This window comes from Massilia sp. CT11-108 (genome assembly GCF_047302915.1).
Lineage (GTDB): Bacteria > Pseudomonadota > Gammaproteobacteria > Burkholderiales > Burkholderiaceae_D > Telluria > Telluria orientalis.
Genome location: NZ_JBKYMO010000108.1, coordinates 1 through 13,796, shown reverse-complemented (window position 1 = coordinate 13,796; position 13,796 = coordinate 1). Strand labels below are relative to the sequence as shown.

At 66.2% G+C, this 13,796-nt stretch carries 12 protein-coding genes and 1 riboswitch; of the genes, 4 read left to right on the top strand and 8 right to left on the bottom strand.

Annotation, left to right across the window (positions count from 1 at the left end):
• Window positions 1-134 precede the first annotated feature (134 nt).
• Window positions 135-1,121 carry an IS5 family transposase gene (locus ACEN88_RS11415; RefSeq protein ID WP_413339684.1) on the top strand — a complete coding sequence of 329 codons (987 nt, stop codon included), beginning with the start codon at window positions 135-137 and terminating at the stop codon, window positions 1,119-1,121.
• Window positions 1,122-1,409: 288 nt separating this feature from the next.
• Window positions 1,410-2,096, top strand: coding sequence for a response regulator (locus ACEN88_RS11410; RefSeq protein ID WP_413339682.1), 687 nt, complete (start codon window positions 1,410-1,412; stop codon window positions 2,094-2,096).
• Between the two features lie 3 nt (window positions 2,097-2,099).
• Here the strand turns inward: ACEN88_RS11410 and ACEN88_RS11405 are convergent, their stop codons facing one another.
• From ACEN88_RS11405 to ACEN88_RS11390, 4 genes are all read right to left on the bottom strand, one after another.
• The gene (locus tag ACEN88_RS11405) at window positions 2,100-2,846 is read right to left on the bottom strand and encodes an SDR family oxidoreductase (RefSeq protein WP_413339680.1); all 747 of its coding nucleotides are present in this window, start codon (window positions 2,844-2,846) and stop codon (window positions 2,100-2,102) included.
• A gap of 39 nt (window positions 2,847-2,885) precedes the next feature.
• Window positions 2,886-3,611: a hypothetical protein gene (locus ACEN88_RS11400; RefSeq protein WP_413339678.1), complete on the bottom strand. Its 726-nt coding sequence runs from the start codon at window positions 3,609-3,611 to the stop codon at window positions 2,886-2,888.
• A 2-nt stretch (window positions 3,612-3,613) separates the two neighbouring features.
• A complete protein-coding gene (locus tag ACEN88_RS11395; protein ID WP_413339676.1) occupies window positions 3,614-4,474 on the bottom strand; it encodes a MipA/OmpV family protein in 861 nt (286 codons plus the stop codon).
• Between the two features lie 73 nt (window positions 4,475-4,547).
• On the bottom strand, window positions 4,548-5,771 hold the full coding sequence (locus tag ACEN88_RS11390) for a hypothetical protein (RefSeq protein ID WP_413339674.1): 1,224 nt from the start codon (window positions 5,769-5,771) through the stop codon (window positions 4,548-4,550).
• A 273-nt stretch (window positions 5,772-6,044) separates the two neighbouring features.
• On the opposite strand from ACEN88_RS11390, the gene ACEN88_RS11385 reads away from it, so the two are divergent.
• Window positions 6,045-7,361, top strand: a complete 1,317-nt coding sequence (locus ACEN88_RS11385) for an ATP-binding protein (protein WP_413339672.1) — start codon at window positions 6,045-6,047, stop codon at window positions 7,359-7,361.
• Here ACEN88_RS11385 and ACEN88_RS11380 read toward each other — a convergent pair whose 3' ends face one another.
• The 4 genes from ACEN88_RS11380 to ACEN88_RS11365 form a co-directional block, all read right to left on the bottom strand.
• Window positions 7,362-8,030 (bottom strand): thiol:disulfide interchange protein DsbA/DsbL, encoded by a 669-nt coding sequence (locus tag ACEN88_RS11380; RefSeq protein ID WP_413339670.1) that lies wholly within the window; start codon window positions 8,028-8,030, stop codon window positions 7,362-7,364.
• Window positions 8,031-8,082: 52 nt separating this feature from the next.
• Window positions 8,083-8,415 (bottom strand): hypothetical protein, encoded by a 333-nt coding sequence (locus ACEN88_RS11375; RefSeq protein WP_413339668.1) that lies wholly within the window; start codon window positions 8,413-8,415, stop codon window positions 8,083-8,085.
• An 18-nt stretch (window positions 8,416-8,433) separates the two neighbouring features.
• Window positions 8,434-9,096 (bottom strand): thiol:disulfide interchange protein DsbA/DsbL, encoded by a 663-nt coding sequence (locus ACEN88_RS11370; protein ID WP_056126979.1) that lies wholly within the window; start codon window positions 9,094-9,096, stop codon window positions 8,434-8,436.
• Window positions 9,097-9,237: 141 nt separating this feature from the next.
• Entirely contained in the window at window positions 9,238-11,220 is a 1,983-nt protein-coding gene (locus ACEN88_RS11365; protein ID WP_413339666.1) for a TonB-dependent receptor, read from the bottom strand.
• Between the two features lie 70 nt (window positions 11,221-11,290).
• Window positions 11,291-11,517: riboswitch (cobalamin riboswitch) on the bottom strand.
• A 47-nt stretch (window positions 11,518-11,564) separates the two neighbouring features.
• On the opposite strand from ACEN88_RS11365, the gene ACEN88_RS11360 reads away from it, so the two are divergent.
• On the top strand, window positions 11,565-13,691 hold the full coding sequence (locus tag ACEN88_RS11360) for a M1 family metallopeptidase (RefSeq protein ID WP_413339664.1): 2,127 nt from the start codon (window positions 11,565-11,567) through the stop codon (window positions 13,689-13,691).
• The last annotated feature ends 105 nt before the right edge of the window (window positions 13,692-13,796 follow it).

The window sequence follows — 13,796 nt, the reverse complement described above, 5'->3', positions numbered from 1 at the left end:
TCGACAATGCGTGCAAATCTCCTGCTCTGCCGGAGTCCGGGAGGAGGCGTCCATACCATCTGATTTAATCGCTGAGCTCCCCCGGCCGCCGGCGCAACTGGCACAATGACGCATCCCATCTTTCCAGCATTCCGATGAAGCAAACGAGTTTTTCCGACGCCGAGTTCGCAAGCAAGAAGAGACTGACGCGACGCGATCGTTTTCTGGCTGAGATCGAGTCCGTGACGCCATGGCCGGCGCTGGTGGCGGCGCTGCTGCCGTATTACCCCAAGGGCGAAGGTCGCGGTCGTCCGCCTGTGGGTCTGGAGCGAATGCTGCGCATGTACGTCGCGCAGCAATGCTTCGGCTTGTCGGACGAGGGCATCGAAGATGCGATCTACGACAGCCAGGCCATTCGCGGCTTTGTCGGCATCGACCTGACGCACGAGTCGGCGCCGGACGCGACGACCCTGCTCAAGTTCCGCCGTCTGCTCGAAAAGCATAACCTGACGCGCAGGATCTTCGATGAAATCAACGGGCATCTGGCTAGCAAGGGCTTGATGATGCGCGAGGGGACCATCGTCGACGCGACCTTGATCGCGGCGCCTCCCTCGACCAAGAACCGCGACGAAAAACGCGATCCGGAAATGCATCAGTCGAAGAAGGGCAAGAACTGGTTCTTCGGCATGAAGGCCCATATCGGCGTCGATGCCAAATCCGGCCTGACGCATACGCTCGTGACCACGGCGGGCAACGTGTCCGACGTCACGCAAGCCCACAATCTCCTTCATGGCGACGAAAAAATGGTGTTCGGTGACGCTGGATACCAAGGCGCCGACAAGCGCCCGGAGAACGCGGACAAGGCGGTCATCTGGCACATCGCGATGAAGCGCAGCGTGCGCAAGGCCATGAAGAAGAATCCGCTGGGCCGCGCCAAGGAAAAGCTGGAGAAGGCCAAGGCCAGCGTGCGCGCCAAAGTCGAGCATCCGTTTCACGTGCTGAAGAACCTGTTCAAGCATCGCAAGACGCGTTACCGAGGACTGGCGAAGAACACCGCGCAGTTGCATACCTTGTTCGCGTTCGCCAATCTGGTGCTGGCCGGCCGAACTTTTGGAAGCGCCCACGCCCGAACTCCGTCCTGAACCTGGAAACGTCCACCGTGGCGCGCCAAAACGCGTCTCGAGGCCCCGCACCAGACGCGAAAAATACCTGAATTCGACCACCTTGGCATCCGATGCTGGTTTGTCGTCTCGACTCGGGCGCAAAACCTATTTGTTCAGCACTTCCCTAGATGGGCTTCGACTTCCGCCAGGTGCCGCCGGCACTGCACCGGGATTTGTCGCGAAACTGTACGTTTTTGTCATGGCGACCCACCAAACATGCTCCAACCTTGCCCACTCTTATAAAATGTCGGGCTCAAGGAGAACATCATGTATCGCGTACTGTTGGTGGAAGACGATCCGCGCCTCGCGGAACTGGTGACGGAATACCTGTCCGGCTATGAATTCTCGGTCGACCTCGTCACGCGGGGCGACGCCGCGCTGGAACATTTCAAGACGGCCGCGCCCGACATCGTCGTGCTCGACCTCATGCTGCCCGGCATGGACGGCATGGTCGTGTGCCGCCAGATCCGGGACGTATCGGACGTGCCGATCCTGATCCTCACGGCGCGCGAAGATACCTATGATGAAGTCTCGGGCCTGGAACAGGGTGCGGACGACTTCGTCAACAAGCCCGTGCAGCCGCGCGTGCTGCTGGCGCGCCTGCGCGCCTTGCTGCGCCGTACGCAGACGAAGACGACGACGGATTCCCGCGTGCTCGAGTTCGGCGCGCTGCGCATCATGACGAGCGACCGCAGCGTCACGTGGCGCGGCCAGCCGTGCGTGCTCAGCAACACCGAATACAAGCTGCTGCTCGTGCTGGCCGAGGCCGCCGGGCGCGTGCTGTCGCGCGACGAACTGCTCAAGAAAATGCGCGGCATCGAATTCGACGGCCTCGACCGCAGCATCGACAACTGCATCTCCAAGCTGCGCCGCAAGTTCGACGACAACCTGTCCGAGAAGATCAAGACGGTTTGGGGCGAGGGTTATCTGTTCTCGCCCTCGGCCTGGAACTGATTCCTAGCGGCCGCCGGACACGTCGATGAATGTCCCGGTCGCATACGACGCCTCGTCCGACAGCAGCCACAGCACGGCAGCCGCCACCTCGTCCGCCGTGCCGCCCCGCGCCATCGGCACGGACGATTGCAGGCGCTGGATGCGCCCCGGCTCGCCGCCGCTGGCATGCATGTCCGTGTCGATCAGCCCCGGCCGCACGCCGTTCACGCGGATGCCCTCCTGCGCCACTTCCTTGGCCAACCCGATCGTCAGCGCATCCACGGCCGCCTTCGACGCGGCGTAATCGACGTACTCGTTGGCCGATCCGAGCACGGCCGCGCGCGACGACAGATTCACGATCGCCCCGCCGTTGCCGCCGTGCTTCGTGGACATGCGCCGCACGGCTTCGCGCGCGCACAGGAAGCTGCCCGTGACGTTGGTGGCGAGGATGCGGTTGATGCGGGCGGCGTCCATGTGTTCGACCCGCGCCTGGCGCGCGAGGATGCCGGCATTGTTGACGAGGGCGTCGAGCCGGCCGCAGCGCGCATCGATGGCCGCGAACAGGCGCGCCACGTCGCCTTCGTCTGCCACGTCGGCCGCCACCGCGAACGCGTGGCCGCCGGCCGCTTCGATGGCCTGTACGACGGCGTTTGCCGCCGCGTCGTTGTCCCGGTAATTCACGCAGACCGTGTAGCCGCGCCGTGCGGCCAGCAGCGCGCAGGCGGCGCCGATGCCGCGGCTGGCGCCCGTGATCAGGATTGTCTTGTCCATGCTCGTCCTCGTTGTATGCAACCGGACGAGCATACCAAGTTATTCGAAGATCGGGACGATCGCGAGCGGCGCATTGTAGGTGATGACCTGGGCCCGTCCGGGCGCCGTGGCGAAGCGCCAGGTCACGATGGGGAAGCCTTCGTCCGGATCGTCCGCGAAGGCGGCGCCGGACGTGACAGGCAACGCCTGCTCGCCGCCGTCCGCGTGGCGCAGGCGGGCGCCGGCCGTTTCGGCCGATCCCTTCCGTGGGAACACGAAGCGCACACCGGCACACTGGCGCGCGCGCTGCGACGCATCCACGTAGCGCACGAAGCCGAGCGCCTGGGCGCAGGCCGTGCGCAGGTCGGCGGCATCGTACTGGCCGTCGGCGCGCGGCGCGATCGTCACCTGCGGGCGCAGCACGAACGGCATGCCCTTGCGGTTCAGGACGAGGGCCGCGTTCTCGTCGTACGCCGCCTTCGTCAGCGGAAACACCGTGCGGCCGAGGGCGTCCAGCGGCAGGTTCAGCTGCGTCGTCTTGCCCGTCAGCGTGAGCTGGGCGCCCTCGCCCAGTCCGGCGTGGTCGCGCGACTGCACCTGCAGCTGGCTTTGCAGCAGGTTCTTCGGACCGCCGTATTTCTCGAACTGGACCATCGCCCGGTACGCATCCCGGTAGCTCACCCATTCGCCGGCCTGTGCCTCGCCCTGTGTCCCGGCCTGCGCGCCGGTCGATCCGACCGCGAGCAGCGCGACAAAGGCAGCGATGAGTTGGCGGGATGCGCGCATCATCAGAACCGGTAGGCGAAGGCGGTCGAAACCGTCAGGTTGGTGGACCGCTCGACGAGCGGGCTCTTGGCGGCATTGCCCAGCAGACCCTTGGCCTGCAGGTTCGACGTCAGCATCCACGAGGGCGACAGGGCCCAGTTCCAGCGCACGCCGACGTGCGCCTCCTGCAGGCCGCCGCCCGCCTCGTAATAGGAAAAGCGGCTACGCGACGCTTCTTCCCGCGAGATGCCGAAATACGTCTGGTTATAGTTGCGGTTGACGATGGACACGCCCGCCGACACCGACACGCGGTGCTGGCTGCCCAGCTCGAACGCGAGCCGCTGCACGCCCAGGTCCAGGCGCGCGCCGTCGTGGTCGTTGCCGGCGCCATACAGCACGCTGCTCGTCAGGCGCCATTGCGGCGTCAGGTAATAGTTCGCGAAGACGCCGCCCTGCAAGCGGGCGCCGATCTTGTCCATGCCCTCGAGGCGCGTGGCGACCATGTGGCGCTTGTCGATCGGATCCGGGACCGGGCCGATCAGGGTCGTACCCCATGAGCTGGCGCCGTCGACGGTCTGGCCGGTGCCGGACTCGTCACGGCCGGGCTGCACGGCGACCAGCGGGCCGTATTCGAACGTCGGGCTGTCCGTCAGGTGCATGCCGGCGCTCATGCCGGAAATAAAAAGGCCGTTGCTCCATTGAACCTGGAGCACCGGCAACGCTGATACCTTGCGGCTTCCCGTCCCGTCCCAGCGCGGCGCCGACTGCACGCCGAGGCCCACGTACATGTCGCGGCTGCCGTCGGGCATGGGGTTGGTCGCCGGCGTCTGGGCCCACGCCGTACCGCAGGCAGCGCCCAGCGCGAGGAAGAGAAGCTTGTTCATGTTCGGGGTTGAAAGATTCGGGAAGACAACATTCTACGTCCTTGTCTTCCTTCCTCCCATATCCTTTCCTGCTTTAATGCCTCGTTGCCACTTCAGTCGAAAATACCACCGGCAGATCGCTGCGCGGGATCACGGCCAGGTGCGCAGGGGTCGTCACGTGCATGGCGCACATGATGTCCGGTCCCGGCACCGAGCGCACCTCACGCACGAGGATCTTGTCGCCCGCGCGCAGGATGCCGTCGATGGCAGTCGAGTAGCAGCTGTTGGCGCCGCTGCCCATGAAGACGCCGACGACCATCTGCGACGCGAAATCGACGGCAGGCCTGGCGCGACCCGGCGCGTGTTCGTTCCACAGGCGGGTCCAGGCAGCCTCGTCCTTGACGACGACCGTGCGTTCGTCGTGGACGCCCGACAGGCTCGTCGCATCCGCGGTCTGGAAGAAGATGTCCGCAGCGGCCACCTTGTTGAACGCGACGTCGGCATCCACGCGATCCACGGCCACGACCTGCATCGGCTGGGTCACGACCGGCAGGCAGATGGCGACCGTGGTCACGTCGCGCTCGTCGATCTCGACTTCGAGCTTGCTGGCGCCCGCCGCCACGCGGCCGACGACCATGCTGCGGCAACCGCTGGCGTATTCGCCGGCGAACACGGCGAAGAGCATCTTGCGCGTGAAATCGACTTTCGGCTGGGCCGGGACCGAGGTGCGGCCGGCGGTGTGCTGGGCCCACAGCTTGTCCCAGGCCGCCTGGTCCTTGATGACGACGGTCTGCGGCGCCGTCACGCCCGAGAACGTGTCCTTCGCGACGGTTTCGAACGTGACCGTCGTGCCGGCCGCCGGCAGGAAGGCGAGTTGTTCGACCTTGTGGCCGCTGCCCAGGCCCAGGTCCGGCTGGTCGGCATTCTTGACGATCGTCTCGAACAGCGCGCGGGCGCTCTCGTCCTGGCAATAGGTCTTCGGTCCGGCGATCGTGTCGCCGTACGAGCACAGGCGGGCTTCCGGCTTGTTGCCGAACAGGACTTGCTCATAGGACGCGTCCGCGCAACGACCGGCATGGTCCCAGAACACTTGCTTGCCGTCGATGACGAACAAACGGTTCTTCGTCTCGCTGCAGGCGGCAGTGCGCGCCATCTCGACGAACGGGGCGGTGGCCAGGGCGGCCGGGTGCGGCTCGCCGACCGCGATTCCGGGGCTGGCTTGCTGGTCATGCATCGTGCTTCCTCCACCGCAGGCGGCCAGTGCCGCGCCGACGATCATGGCGCCCAGCGGCGTCATCACGCGTCCAAACATGCTCATACTCTCCCTCTCCTGGAAACGATGGCGCCGTGTGCCCGGCACGCATCCCGAATTAAAAAAGGGTCCGCCTTCTCTCGCGCATCGGGCGGACCCAAACGGAAAACCCTATGTCGTGAATCGTACGCAGTCCGGTCAAGAACTTCATCCGCGGACTGTCCAGCATTTGTCCTCAATTTGTAAGGGATGGTTTTTTCGATCATTGCTCCTATACAATTTCGAGATGTGTAAGACAAATTCAGCCCCAGACAGTGCCCACGACCGGAGGACGGCGGCGTGAATCGCCTGTTTTTCCGCTTCTTCGTGCTCGTGATGCTGTCGATCACGGCGGCGACGTTCGTCATCTATTTCGTCTTCGCCCGGCTGTTCGGCGATCCGCTGGACGACATCGCGCGGCGCCAGGCGTCGGCGCAGATCTTCCTGCTCGAACAATATGTCGACCGCGCGCCGGCCGACGAGTGGCTCGGCCGCCTGAACAAGGTGCGCGAAGTGTCGGAGGCCCATTTCGACCTGATCCCGCTGGACCAGGCGCGCGCCGCCCTGCCCGCCCGCCAGCATGAGGCGCTGGAGCGGGGCGACGTCGTGCTGGATCCGCAGCACAAGGCATTCTTCCGGCGCGTCGACCTGCAAGGCGACCGCTACATCGGCAGCAACGAGGAAGTGATTCGCGCGTACAACCTGCCGATCGACCTCGGCCAGGCGCTCGCGATGGAAGTGGTGCGCTACGTCGTCGTGGCGCTGGCGCTGCTCGTGCCGATCGCGCTGTGGTCGCGCTCGCACTGGCAGGCATTGCAGACGCTGTCGCGCGTCGCGGATGAATTCGGTGCCGGGCAGCTGTCCGCGCGGGCGCACCTGAAACCGGCGGACGCCGTGTTTCCGCTGGCCGAACGCATCAATGCAATGGCCGAGCGCATCCAGGGCTTGCTGGAAGCGCAGAAGAACCTGCTGCATTCCGTGTCACACGAACTCCGCACGCCGATCGCGCGGCTGGAATTCGCGCTGGAACTGCTGGCCGAGCGCGCGGGCGACCCCGCGCTGACCAAGCGCATCGCGGCGATGGAAGGCGACCTGACCGAGTTGAACGATCTCGTCAACGAACTGCTGTCGATGAGCAAGCTGGACAACGCGCAGGGTCCGCAGCGCGCCCTGTTCGAGCTGGAGCCGCTGCTGCGCGAATGCACGGACGGCCTGCATCCGCAGCCGCAGCGCCTGCACGTGGACCTGGGCGAGCGCCTGGGCAGCGTGGACGGCGACCGCCGCCTGCTCGGCCGCGCCATCGGCAACCTGCTGCGGAATGCGCAGAAGTACGCGGCGCACGAGGTCGCGCTGCGCGTGCGGCGCGACGATTGCCGCATCGAGATCGCCGTCGAGGACGACGGCCCCGGCATTCCCGAAGAAGAACGGGAACGCATCTTCGAGCCGTTCTACCGCCTCGACCGCAGCCGCGACCGCGCCACCGGCGGCTTCGGCCTCGGCCTGTCGATCGCGCACAAGGCGATCGCCCTGCATGGCGGCAACCTGAAAGTCGAGCAGTCGACCTTGGGCGGCGCCCGCTTCGTGATCAGCCTGCCGGACGGCGTGCTGTCGGCCTGATTACTTCGCCTGTGCGGCCTTGTCGACGAGCTTGTCCGCCACCTGCAGCGTCGCCTTGAACACGTCCGCGCGGTCGGCGCCTTCCATCTGGCGCGACAGCAGGCCGGGGTTCGTCAGGAAGCGGCCGCCGACGATGAGCGTGGGCGCGGACTCGACCTGGTAGTTGGCGGCGACCTTGTCGAGCTGGCGCAGGCGCGTCGTCACGCCGAACGAATTCCACGCGTCGAGGAAGGCCGCGCGGTCGATGCCGTTCTTCGCCGCCCAGTCGATGATGACGTCGTCTTTATTTAAACGGATATGGTCCGTGTGCACCGCCTTGAACACTTTCGCGTGCATGTCGCCCAGCCGGCCCAGTGCTTCGAGCGTCAGGAACAAATGCGCTTCCGGATCGGCCCGTCCTGTCGACGGGTAGTGGATGCGGCGCACCGTGATGCGGTCGCCTTCCTTCCTGACCCACTCCTCCAGTAACGGTTCCAGTGCATTGCACACCGGGCAGTGGTACATGAAGAATTCGATGACCTCGACCTTGGCGCCGTTCGCCTGCACGGGCTGCGAACGGGCGAGCGTGGCATAGTCGACGCCATTCTGCGGAACAGCGGGCGACGCATGGGCGAGAGACAGCGACAGGGACAGCAGCAGGCCGAGGCCGGCGGCACGCAGGAGCGGCATGGACAATCCTTCAGGTCGTGGAAAACCTGAAGGTTACCATTTCCTTAAGGAATTATCGACGTCCGGCCGGCGCCGGGCGTTCCGGCTTCACGTGGCGCATCGCGTAGAACAGGTGGTCCCACCAGTGCTCGCGCGAATGCACGGTCAGCAAGCATTGCCGGTCGATCTCGCCCTTGAACACGGGGTCCGCGCATTGATTCGTCACCAGCGCATTGCGCTGGTTTTCGGCGTTCACGAGCGCAATGGCGAGCCAGAATGCAAGACCTGCGAGCACGATCACGAGGATCCAGGCCGCGTGATTCCAGTTACTCGAATCGAACAGATGCTCCTCGTCCGGCTTGGACTTGTCGTACATCTTCAGGATCTTGCCTTCGGCATCACTCATTGCGCTGTTTCTACCTTTTTATTTCGACTTGGCGGCTTTCGCGACCAGGGCATCCATTACTTGCAGCGTGGCTCCGAACAGGGCCGGCTCGTTCTGGGTCTTGACCGAATTGTAGACCAATGCCGGCGACGTCTGGTACTTGCCGTCGATGATGATGGTCGGCACGCTGTCGACCTTGTAGTCGCTGGTGATCTGCGGCAGGCGGCGCAGCTTGGTCGTCACGCCGAACGAGTTCCACGCGTCCAGGAACTTGTTACGGTCGAGACCATTCTTCGAGGCCCAGTCGATGATGGCCGCGTCCGTGTTCAGGCGCAGGCGATCCACGTGCCAGGCCTTGAAGACCTTCGGCTGGAACTCTTCGGCCTTGCCCAGCGCTTCCAGCGTCAGGCGCAGGTGTGCTTCCGGATCGTTCGGGCCCGACGACGGCAGGTGGACGCGCTTGAACACGATGTTGTCGCCCTGCTTTTTGACCCACTGTTCGAGCTGCGGTTCCAGCGCGTTGCAGTGCGGGCAGTGGTACATGAAGAACTCGATCACCTCGACTTTTTTACCCGTGGCCTGCACCGGTTGCGGCTGAGCGAGCGTCACGTACTCGACACCGCTCTTCGGGTCGGTCGGCGACGCGAACGCGGTGCTGGCGGCGAGGACGGTGGCGAGCAGGGCAAAACGCAGGGAACGCATAGTTTTCCTTCTAGGGTTGGTTAAGCAAACGACGCGAGATTACCACTTTTTCGGTCGCGAACCTTAGCCAGGGCTTATTTCTTGCAATTGGTTACCGTCGTAACCAACACCGGGGTCAGAGCGGGCTCTGACCCCGGTTTGTCAGAAGTCGTACCGGGCCGACAATTTCAGTTGACGTCCATCGCTCGGGTAGATGCCGCCCTTGCACGAGAATGCATTGCTGAAGTAACGACGGTCCGCCAGGTTCAGCCCCGTCGCGGCGACGTCCCATGCGCCCACCTTGATGCTGTAGCGCGCGTCGAGCGTCGTGTAAGACGGGATCCGCGCGCCGCAGGTGTTGCTGAAGTCGCCGCCGTAGCGCTGGCGGTCGACCCATTGCACGCCCACGTCGGCCGACTGGCCGTTGGCCGGCACCCATGCCAGGCGCGCCGTCACGACGTTCTTCGGCACGAGCGCCAGTTCGCGGCCGGTGTTCGGGCCATCCGTGAAGTGCGCGATTACATGCTGCAGGTGCGCACTCGCACGCCAGCCTGCGGCCAGCGCCGCCTCGGCGTCGATCTCGAAGCCCTTGCGCTCGGTCGGATCGAGGTTCGTGTTCGCACCCCAGCCGCCGTTCAGCGTCGGATCATAAAAAATCTCGTTGTCCAGGCGATGGCGGAATACGCGCGCCGTCAACGTGCGGCTGTCGTCGCCCGGCGCGTGGCGCAGGGTCGTACCGAGTTCCAGGTCGTGCGACGTCTGCGCCTTCAGGATGTCTCTGCTTGCACGGTAGCCGTTCTCGTCGACGTTGGCCACGCGATAGCTTTGTCCCGCCTTCGCGTACACCTCGACGAGCGGGTGCACGCGGTAGCTGGCCTGCGCTTCCCACGCGTTCTGCGATTGCGAACGGTCTTCCGGCGCGACGCCGCCCACGACGTCCACGACGTTCTTGTCGAAGTTCTCGTGGCGCGCGCCCAGGGCGATGCGGCCGTCGTGGGCCGGATCGAAGCGCAGCTCGTCGCGCAGGTACACGGCTTTCGACGACTGGCTCGCGTCGGCGCTCGAGAACGAGGCCGTCGTCTTGCGCTTCCAGCGCGTGAGGTCCACCCCGCCCACCAGTTCATTGAGCATGCCGCCGACGTCGGACAGCCAGCGGGCGCGCGGCGAGAACTGGTCCTGGCGGCCGTCGTACGCATTGTTCGAGCCGAAGGACAGGTAGTTCGAGCGCACGTTGCGCTCGCGGTGCGACAGGGCGGCCGCCAGGTCGACGGCGCCCAGGCGGTATTCGGCGAAGACGTTCGCGCGGTCCGTGTTCAGCGAGCCGAAGTCGTTCGGCGTCGCGGCCAGGCGCGGGTCCGCGTCGAACTGGGCCAGCGACAGCGCGCCGGGAAGGCGCGAGTCCTGGCGCGCGCTTTCGACGTGGATGCCGGCGCGGCCGCCCGCGAAGCGGGTCTGTACGTTGAGCGAGGCGGTCGTCTGGTCGAAATCGCTGTTGCGGCGGTAGTTATTCGAACCCTGGCGCGCGACGGCGATGTCGGCGCTGACGTTGCCCGCCGTCTGCGACAGCTGCGCGCGCACGTCGTGCTCGTGGAACGAGCCGCCTTCGGCAAACACGGAACCGTGCAGGCCACCGGCCACGTTGCGGCGCGTCGTGATCTGGATGATGCCGCCGGTGGCGCCTTCGCCATACAGCACGCTGCCGCCGCCGCGGGCGATCTCGATGCGTTCGACCGTGTCGATCGGGATCGTCGACAGCACGGTGTTCGCCAGCTCGTTCTCGTTCAGGCGCACGCCGTCGACCATGATCACCATGTTCTGCGCGCTGTTGGTGCCGAAGCCGCGCAGGTCGAGCGCGAAGTCGGGCGAGGAGTCCAGGCTCTGGCGGCCGAACACGCCGCCGATCTTGCGGATCGCGCTATTGACGTCGTTGACGCCGGCGCGGCGGATGTCGTCCTGCGTGATGACGGTGGCGCCGATCGGACGCAGGGTTTCCACGCTCGGGAAACGGGCACCGGTGATGACGACGGTCGATGGGTTGCCGTCCTGGGCGCGCACGGCGCCGGTGGAGAAGGACAGGACGATGGCGCAGGCCAGCGCGAGCGGCTTGATAGCCGGCGCGCCGCGGGTGGAGGCGGCAGTATGCATTGGATGTTCAGTGTTCGTTTGGCGCCGGCAAGCGTCCCCGCACGCCGGCGTACACAAAAGCGCGGCGTAACGCCGGCTTCCCCTGTCTGGCCGGTCTCCGGGCTCCAAGACGGACCGTCCCACCTTCCTATGCAAGCACAGTGGCTGTCGGGGCGGCCTGTCGCCATGCGGCGACGCTTGTTTACCGTTGCGGGGGCAGCACACGTTGGCACGCCGCCGTAGGCGACGCCGCTTCGTGTTTCCCGTTTAACTGCACGCGCAGACGCGCGTGCGGGCACCAGAACCCCGAGATTATAACCTGTATAGTGTAGGCACAAAAATAACAGCCACGCCCGGGATCCCGCATGCTTCCTCGTTTCCGATTTCACCTCGCCCTCGCCGCGGTGCTGCTGCTGGCGGGCGCGGTGTTCGCCGCACCTGCATCCGACGGCATCGCCCTCGCCCCGCCGGATGCCGCCGCCGTGCGCGTGCCCAGCAGCCCGGATGGCTGGGGCGGGCCGCGCACGGGCCGCGAACCCACGCTGTCGGACCGCGTCGTCCATTACGACATCGCCGCCACGCTCGACCCGGTCAAACACACGGTCACGGGACGCGAGCGGCTCACGTGGCGCAACCGCAGCAACGTCGCCGTCAGCAGGGTCTACCTGCACCTGTACATGAACGCGTTCGAGAGTGCGGGCAGCACGTATTTCACCGAGCGGCGCGAGCGCGACGGCACCTTCCGCTCCGGCGTCGACATCAAGGATGCGTGGGGCCACATCGCCCTGCGCCGCGTCGCGCAAGGCGGCGCCAACGTGCCGTGGACGTTCGTCCATCCGGACAACGGCCCGGCGACGGACCATACGGTCGTGCGCTTCGACCTGCCGCAGGCCGTGGCGCCGGGCGCATCGACGACGCTCGACATCGACTTCGTCACGCAATTGCCGCGCGTCGTCGCCCGCGCCGGCTACTTCGGCACGTTCCACCTCGTCGCGCAGTGGTTCCCGAAGATCGGCGTGCTGGAACTGCCGGGCGAACGGGGGGCGACGTCCCCGCGCTGGAACGTGCACGAGTACCACCTGAATTCCGAGTTCTATGCGGACTTCGGCAGCTACGACGTGAAGCTCACCGTCCCGCGCGGCTACACGGTGGGCGCGACGGGCGAACCGCAAGGCGCCCCCGTCGACAAGGACGGCATGCGCACGTGGCGCTTCGTGCAGGGCGACGTCCACGACTTCGCCTGGACGGCGGACAACCAGACAGCCAGGCCGCTCGTCGACACGTGGACCGGCCCGGGCAGCCCGACCGTGACGGTGACCGTGCTGTACCCGCCCGAATTCGCCGCCAGCGCGGCGCCCGCGCTGAAGGCGGCAAAAGAATCGCTGACGTACTTCTCGAACACGCTGGGTCCGTACCCGTACCGGACGCTGACCATCGTGATCCCGCCCTACAACGCGGAGGAAGCGGGCGGCATGGAATACCCGACGTTCTTCACGGCCGAGGCCTACCGGACCGTCGAGCCGCGCACCGCGAACCAGTTCGCCCTCGCCTTCGTCACGATCCACGAATTCGGCCACGGCTATTTCTACGGCCTGCTCGCGTCGAACGAATTCGAGGAACCGCTGCTGGACGAAGGCCTCAACGAATACTGGGACAACCGCATGATGCGCGACCAGGGCCAGCTCGCGTACATCGCGACGCCGCTGCTCGCCCGCCTCGGCTTCGCGCCGGGCTATCCGACCTTCGACGCCGAACGCACCGCGACGCCGCGCCACGACCCGGCCGACCCGCCCGGCGCCAACGCGTGGCACCGCCTGCAGGACATCGGCCCCGTCTACACGCGCACGGCGATCCTGATGCGCGACCTGGAAGCGCGCATCGGCCGCGCACCGATGGAGCGCGCGTTCAAGGAATACTACCGGCGCTGGAAATTCCGCCACCCGGGCACCGCCGACCTGCGCGCAACGCTCGCCGAGGTGACGGGCCAGCGCGCCGTCATCGAGGACGCGTTCGAGCGCCAGGTCTACGCCGTCTCCCGCGTCGACGACGGCATCGCCGACCTCACGAGCACGGAACTGGTGCCGCTCCCCGGCGCGCACGCCAGCCAGTCCGCCCTCGACAAGCGCATCGACGCGGCGCGCGCGGCCTGGCGCAAGACGCATCCGGACGGCACCGGGCCGTACCCGTACCGCACCGATGTCACGGTCCGCCGCCACGGCGCGCCCGTGCCGCAGACGCTCGTCGTGAAATTCGCCGACGGCAGCACCGAGACCGCGCGCTGGGATGCCGACGAACGGTGGCACAAGTTCACCTGGACGAAGCCGGCGAAGGCCGTCTCCGCCGAACTCGATCCGCAGCGCCTGCACTACCTGGACGTGAACAAGCTCGATGACAGCCGCACGCTCGCACCGGATGCGCGCGCCTCGCACCGCTGGGGCTTCGAGTTCGCGGCGGTCGTCAACTACCTCCTTGCCCTGATCGCCACCTTATGACGACCGAAACGCTCACGCCCCCTTCGCTCGCGCCGCGCGCGGCGGCGAGCGCCATGCCGGCCAGCAGCGGCGACAGCAGCAACGTCAGCACCAGCGCGACGAGGC

Coding starts and splice junctions, on each gene's coding strand:
- ACEN88_RS11415 (WP_413339684.1), top strand. CDS start 135: ATGAAGCAAACGAGTTTTTCCGACGCCGAGTTCGCAAGCAAGAAGAGA.
- ACEN88_RS11410 (WP_413339682.1), top strand. CDS start 1,410: ATGTATCGCGTACTGTTGGTGGAAGACGATCCGCGCCTCGCGGAACTG.
- ACEN88_RS11405 (WP_413339680.1), bottom strand. CDS start 2,846: ATGGACAAGACAATCCTGATCACGGGCGCCAGCCGCGGCATCGGCGCC.
- ACEN88_RS11400 (WP_413339678.1), bottom strand. CDS start 3,611: ATGCGCGCATCCCGCCAACTCATCGCTGCCTTTGTCGCGCTGCTCGCG.
- ACEN88_RS11395 (WP_413339676.1), bottom strand. CDS start 4,474: ATGAACAAGCTTCTCTTCCTCGCGCTGGGCGCTGCCTGCGGTACGGCG.
- ACEN88_RS11390 (WP_413339674.1), bottom strand. CDS start 5,771: ATGAGCATGTTTGGACGCGTGATGACGCCGCTGGGCGCCATGATCGTC.
- ACEN88_RS11380 (WP_413339670.1), bottom strand. CDS start 8,030: ATGCCGCTCCTGCGTGCCGCCGGCCTCGGCCTGCTGCTGTCCCTGTCG.
- ACEN88_RS11375 (WP_413339668.1), bottom strand. CDS start 8,415: ATGAGTGATGCCGAAGGCAAGATCCTGAAGATGTACGACAAGTCCAAG.
- ACEN88_RS11370 (WP_056126979.1), bottom strand. CDS start 9,096: ATGCGTTCCCTGCGTTTTGCCCTGCTCGCCACCGTCCTCGCCGCCAGC.
- ACEN88_RS11365 (WP_413339666.1), bottom strand. CDS start 11,220: ATGCATACTGCCGCCTCCACCCGCGGCGCGCCGGCTATCAAGCCGCTC.
- ACEN88_RS11360 (WP_413339664.1), top strand. CDS start 11,565: ATGCTTCCTCGTTTCCGATTTCACCTCGCCCTCGCCGCGGTGCTGCTG.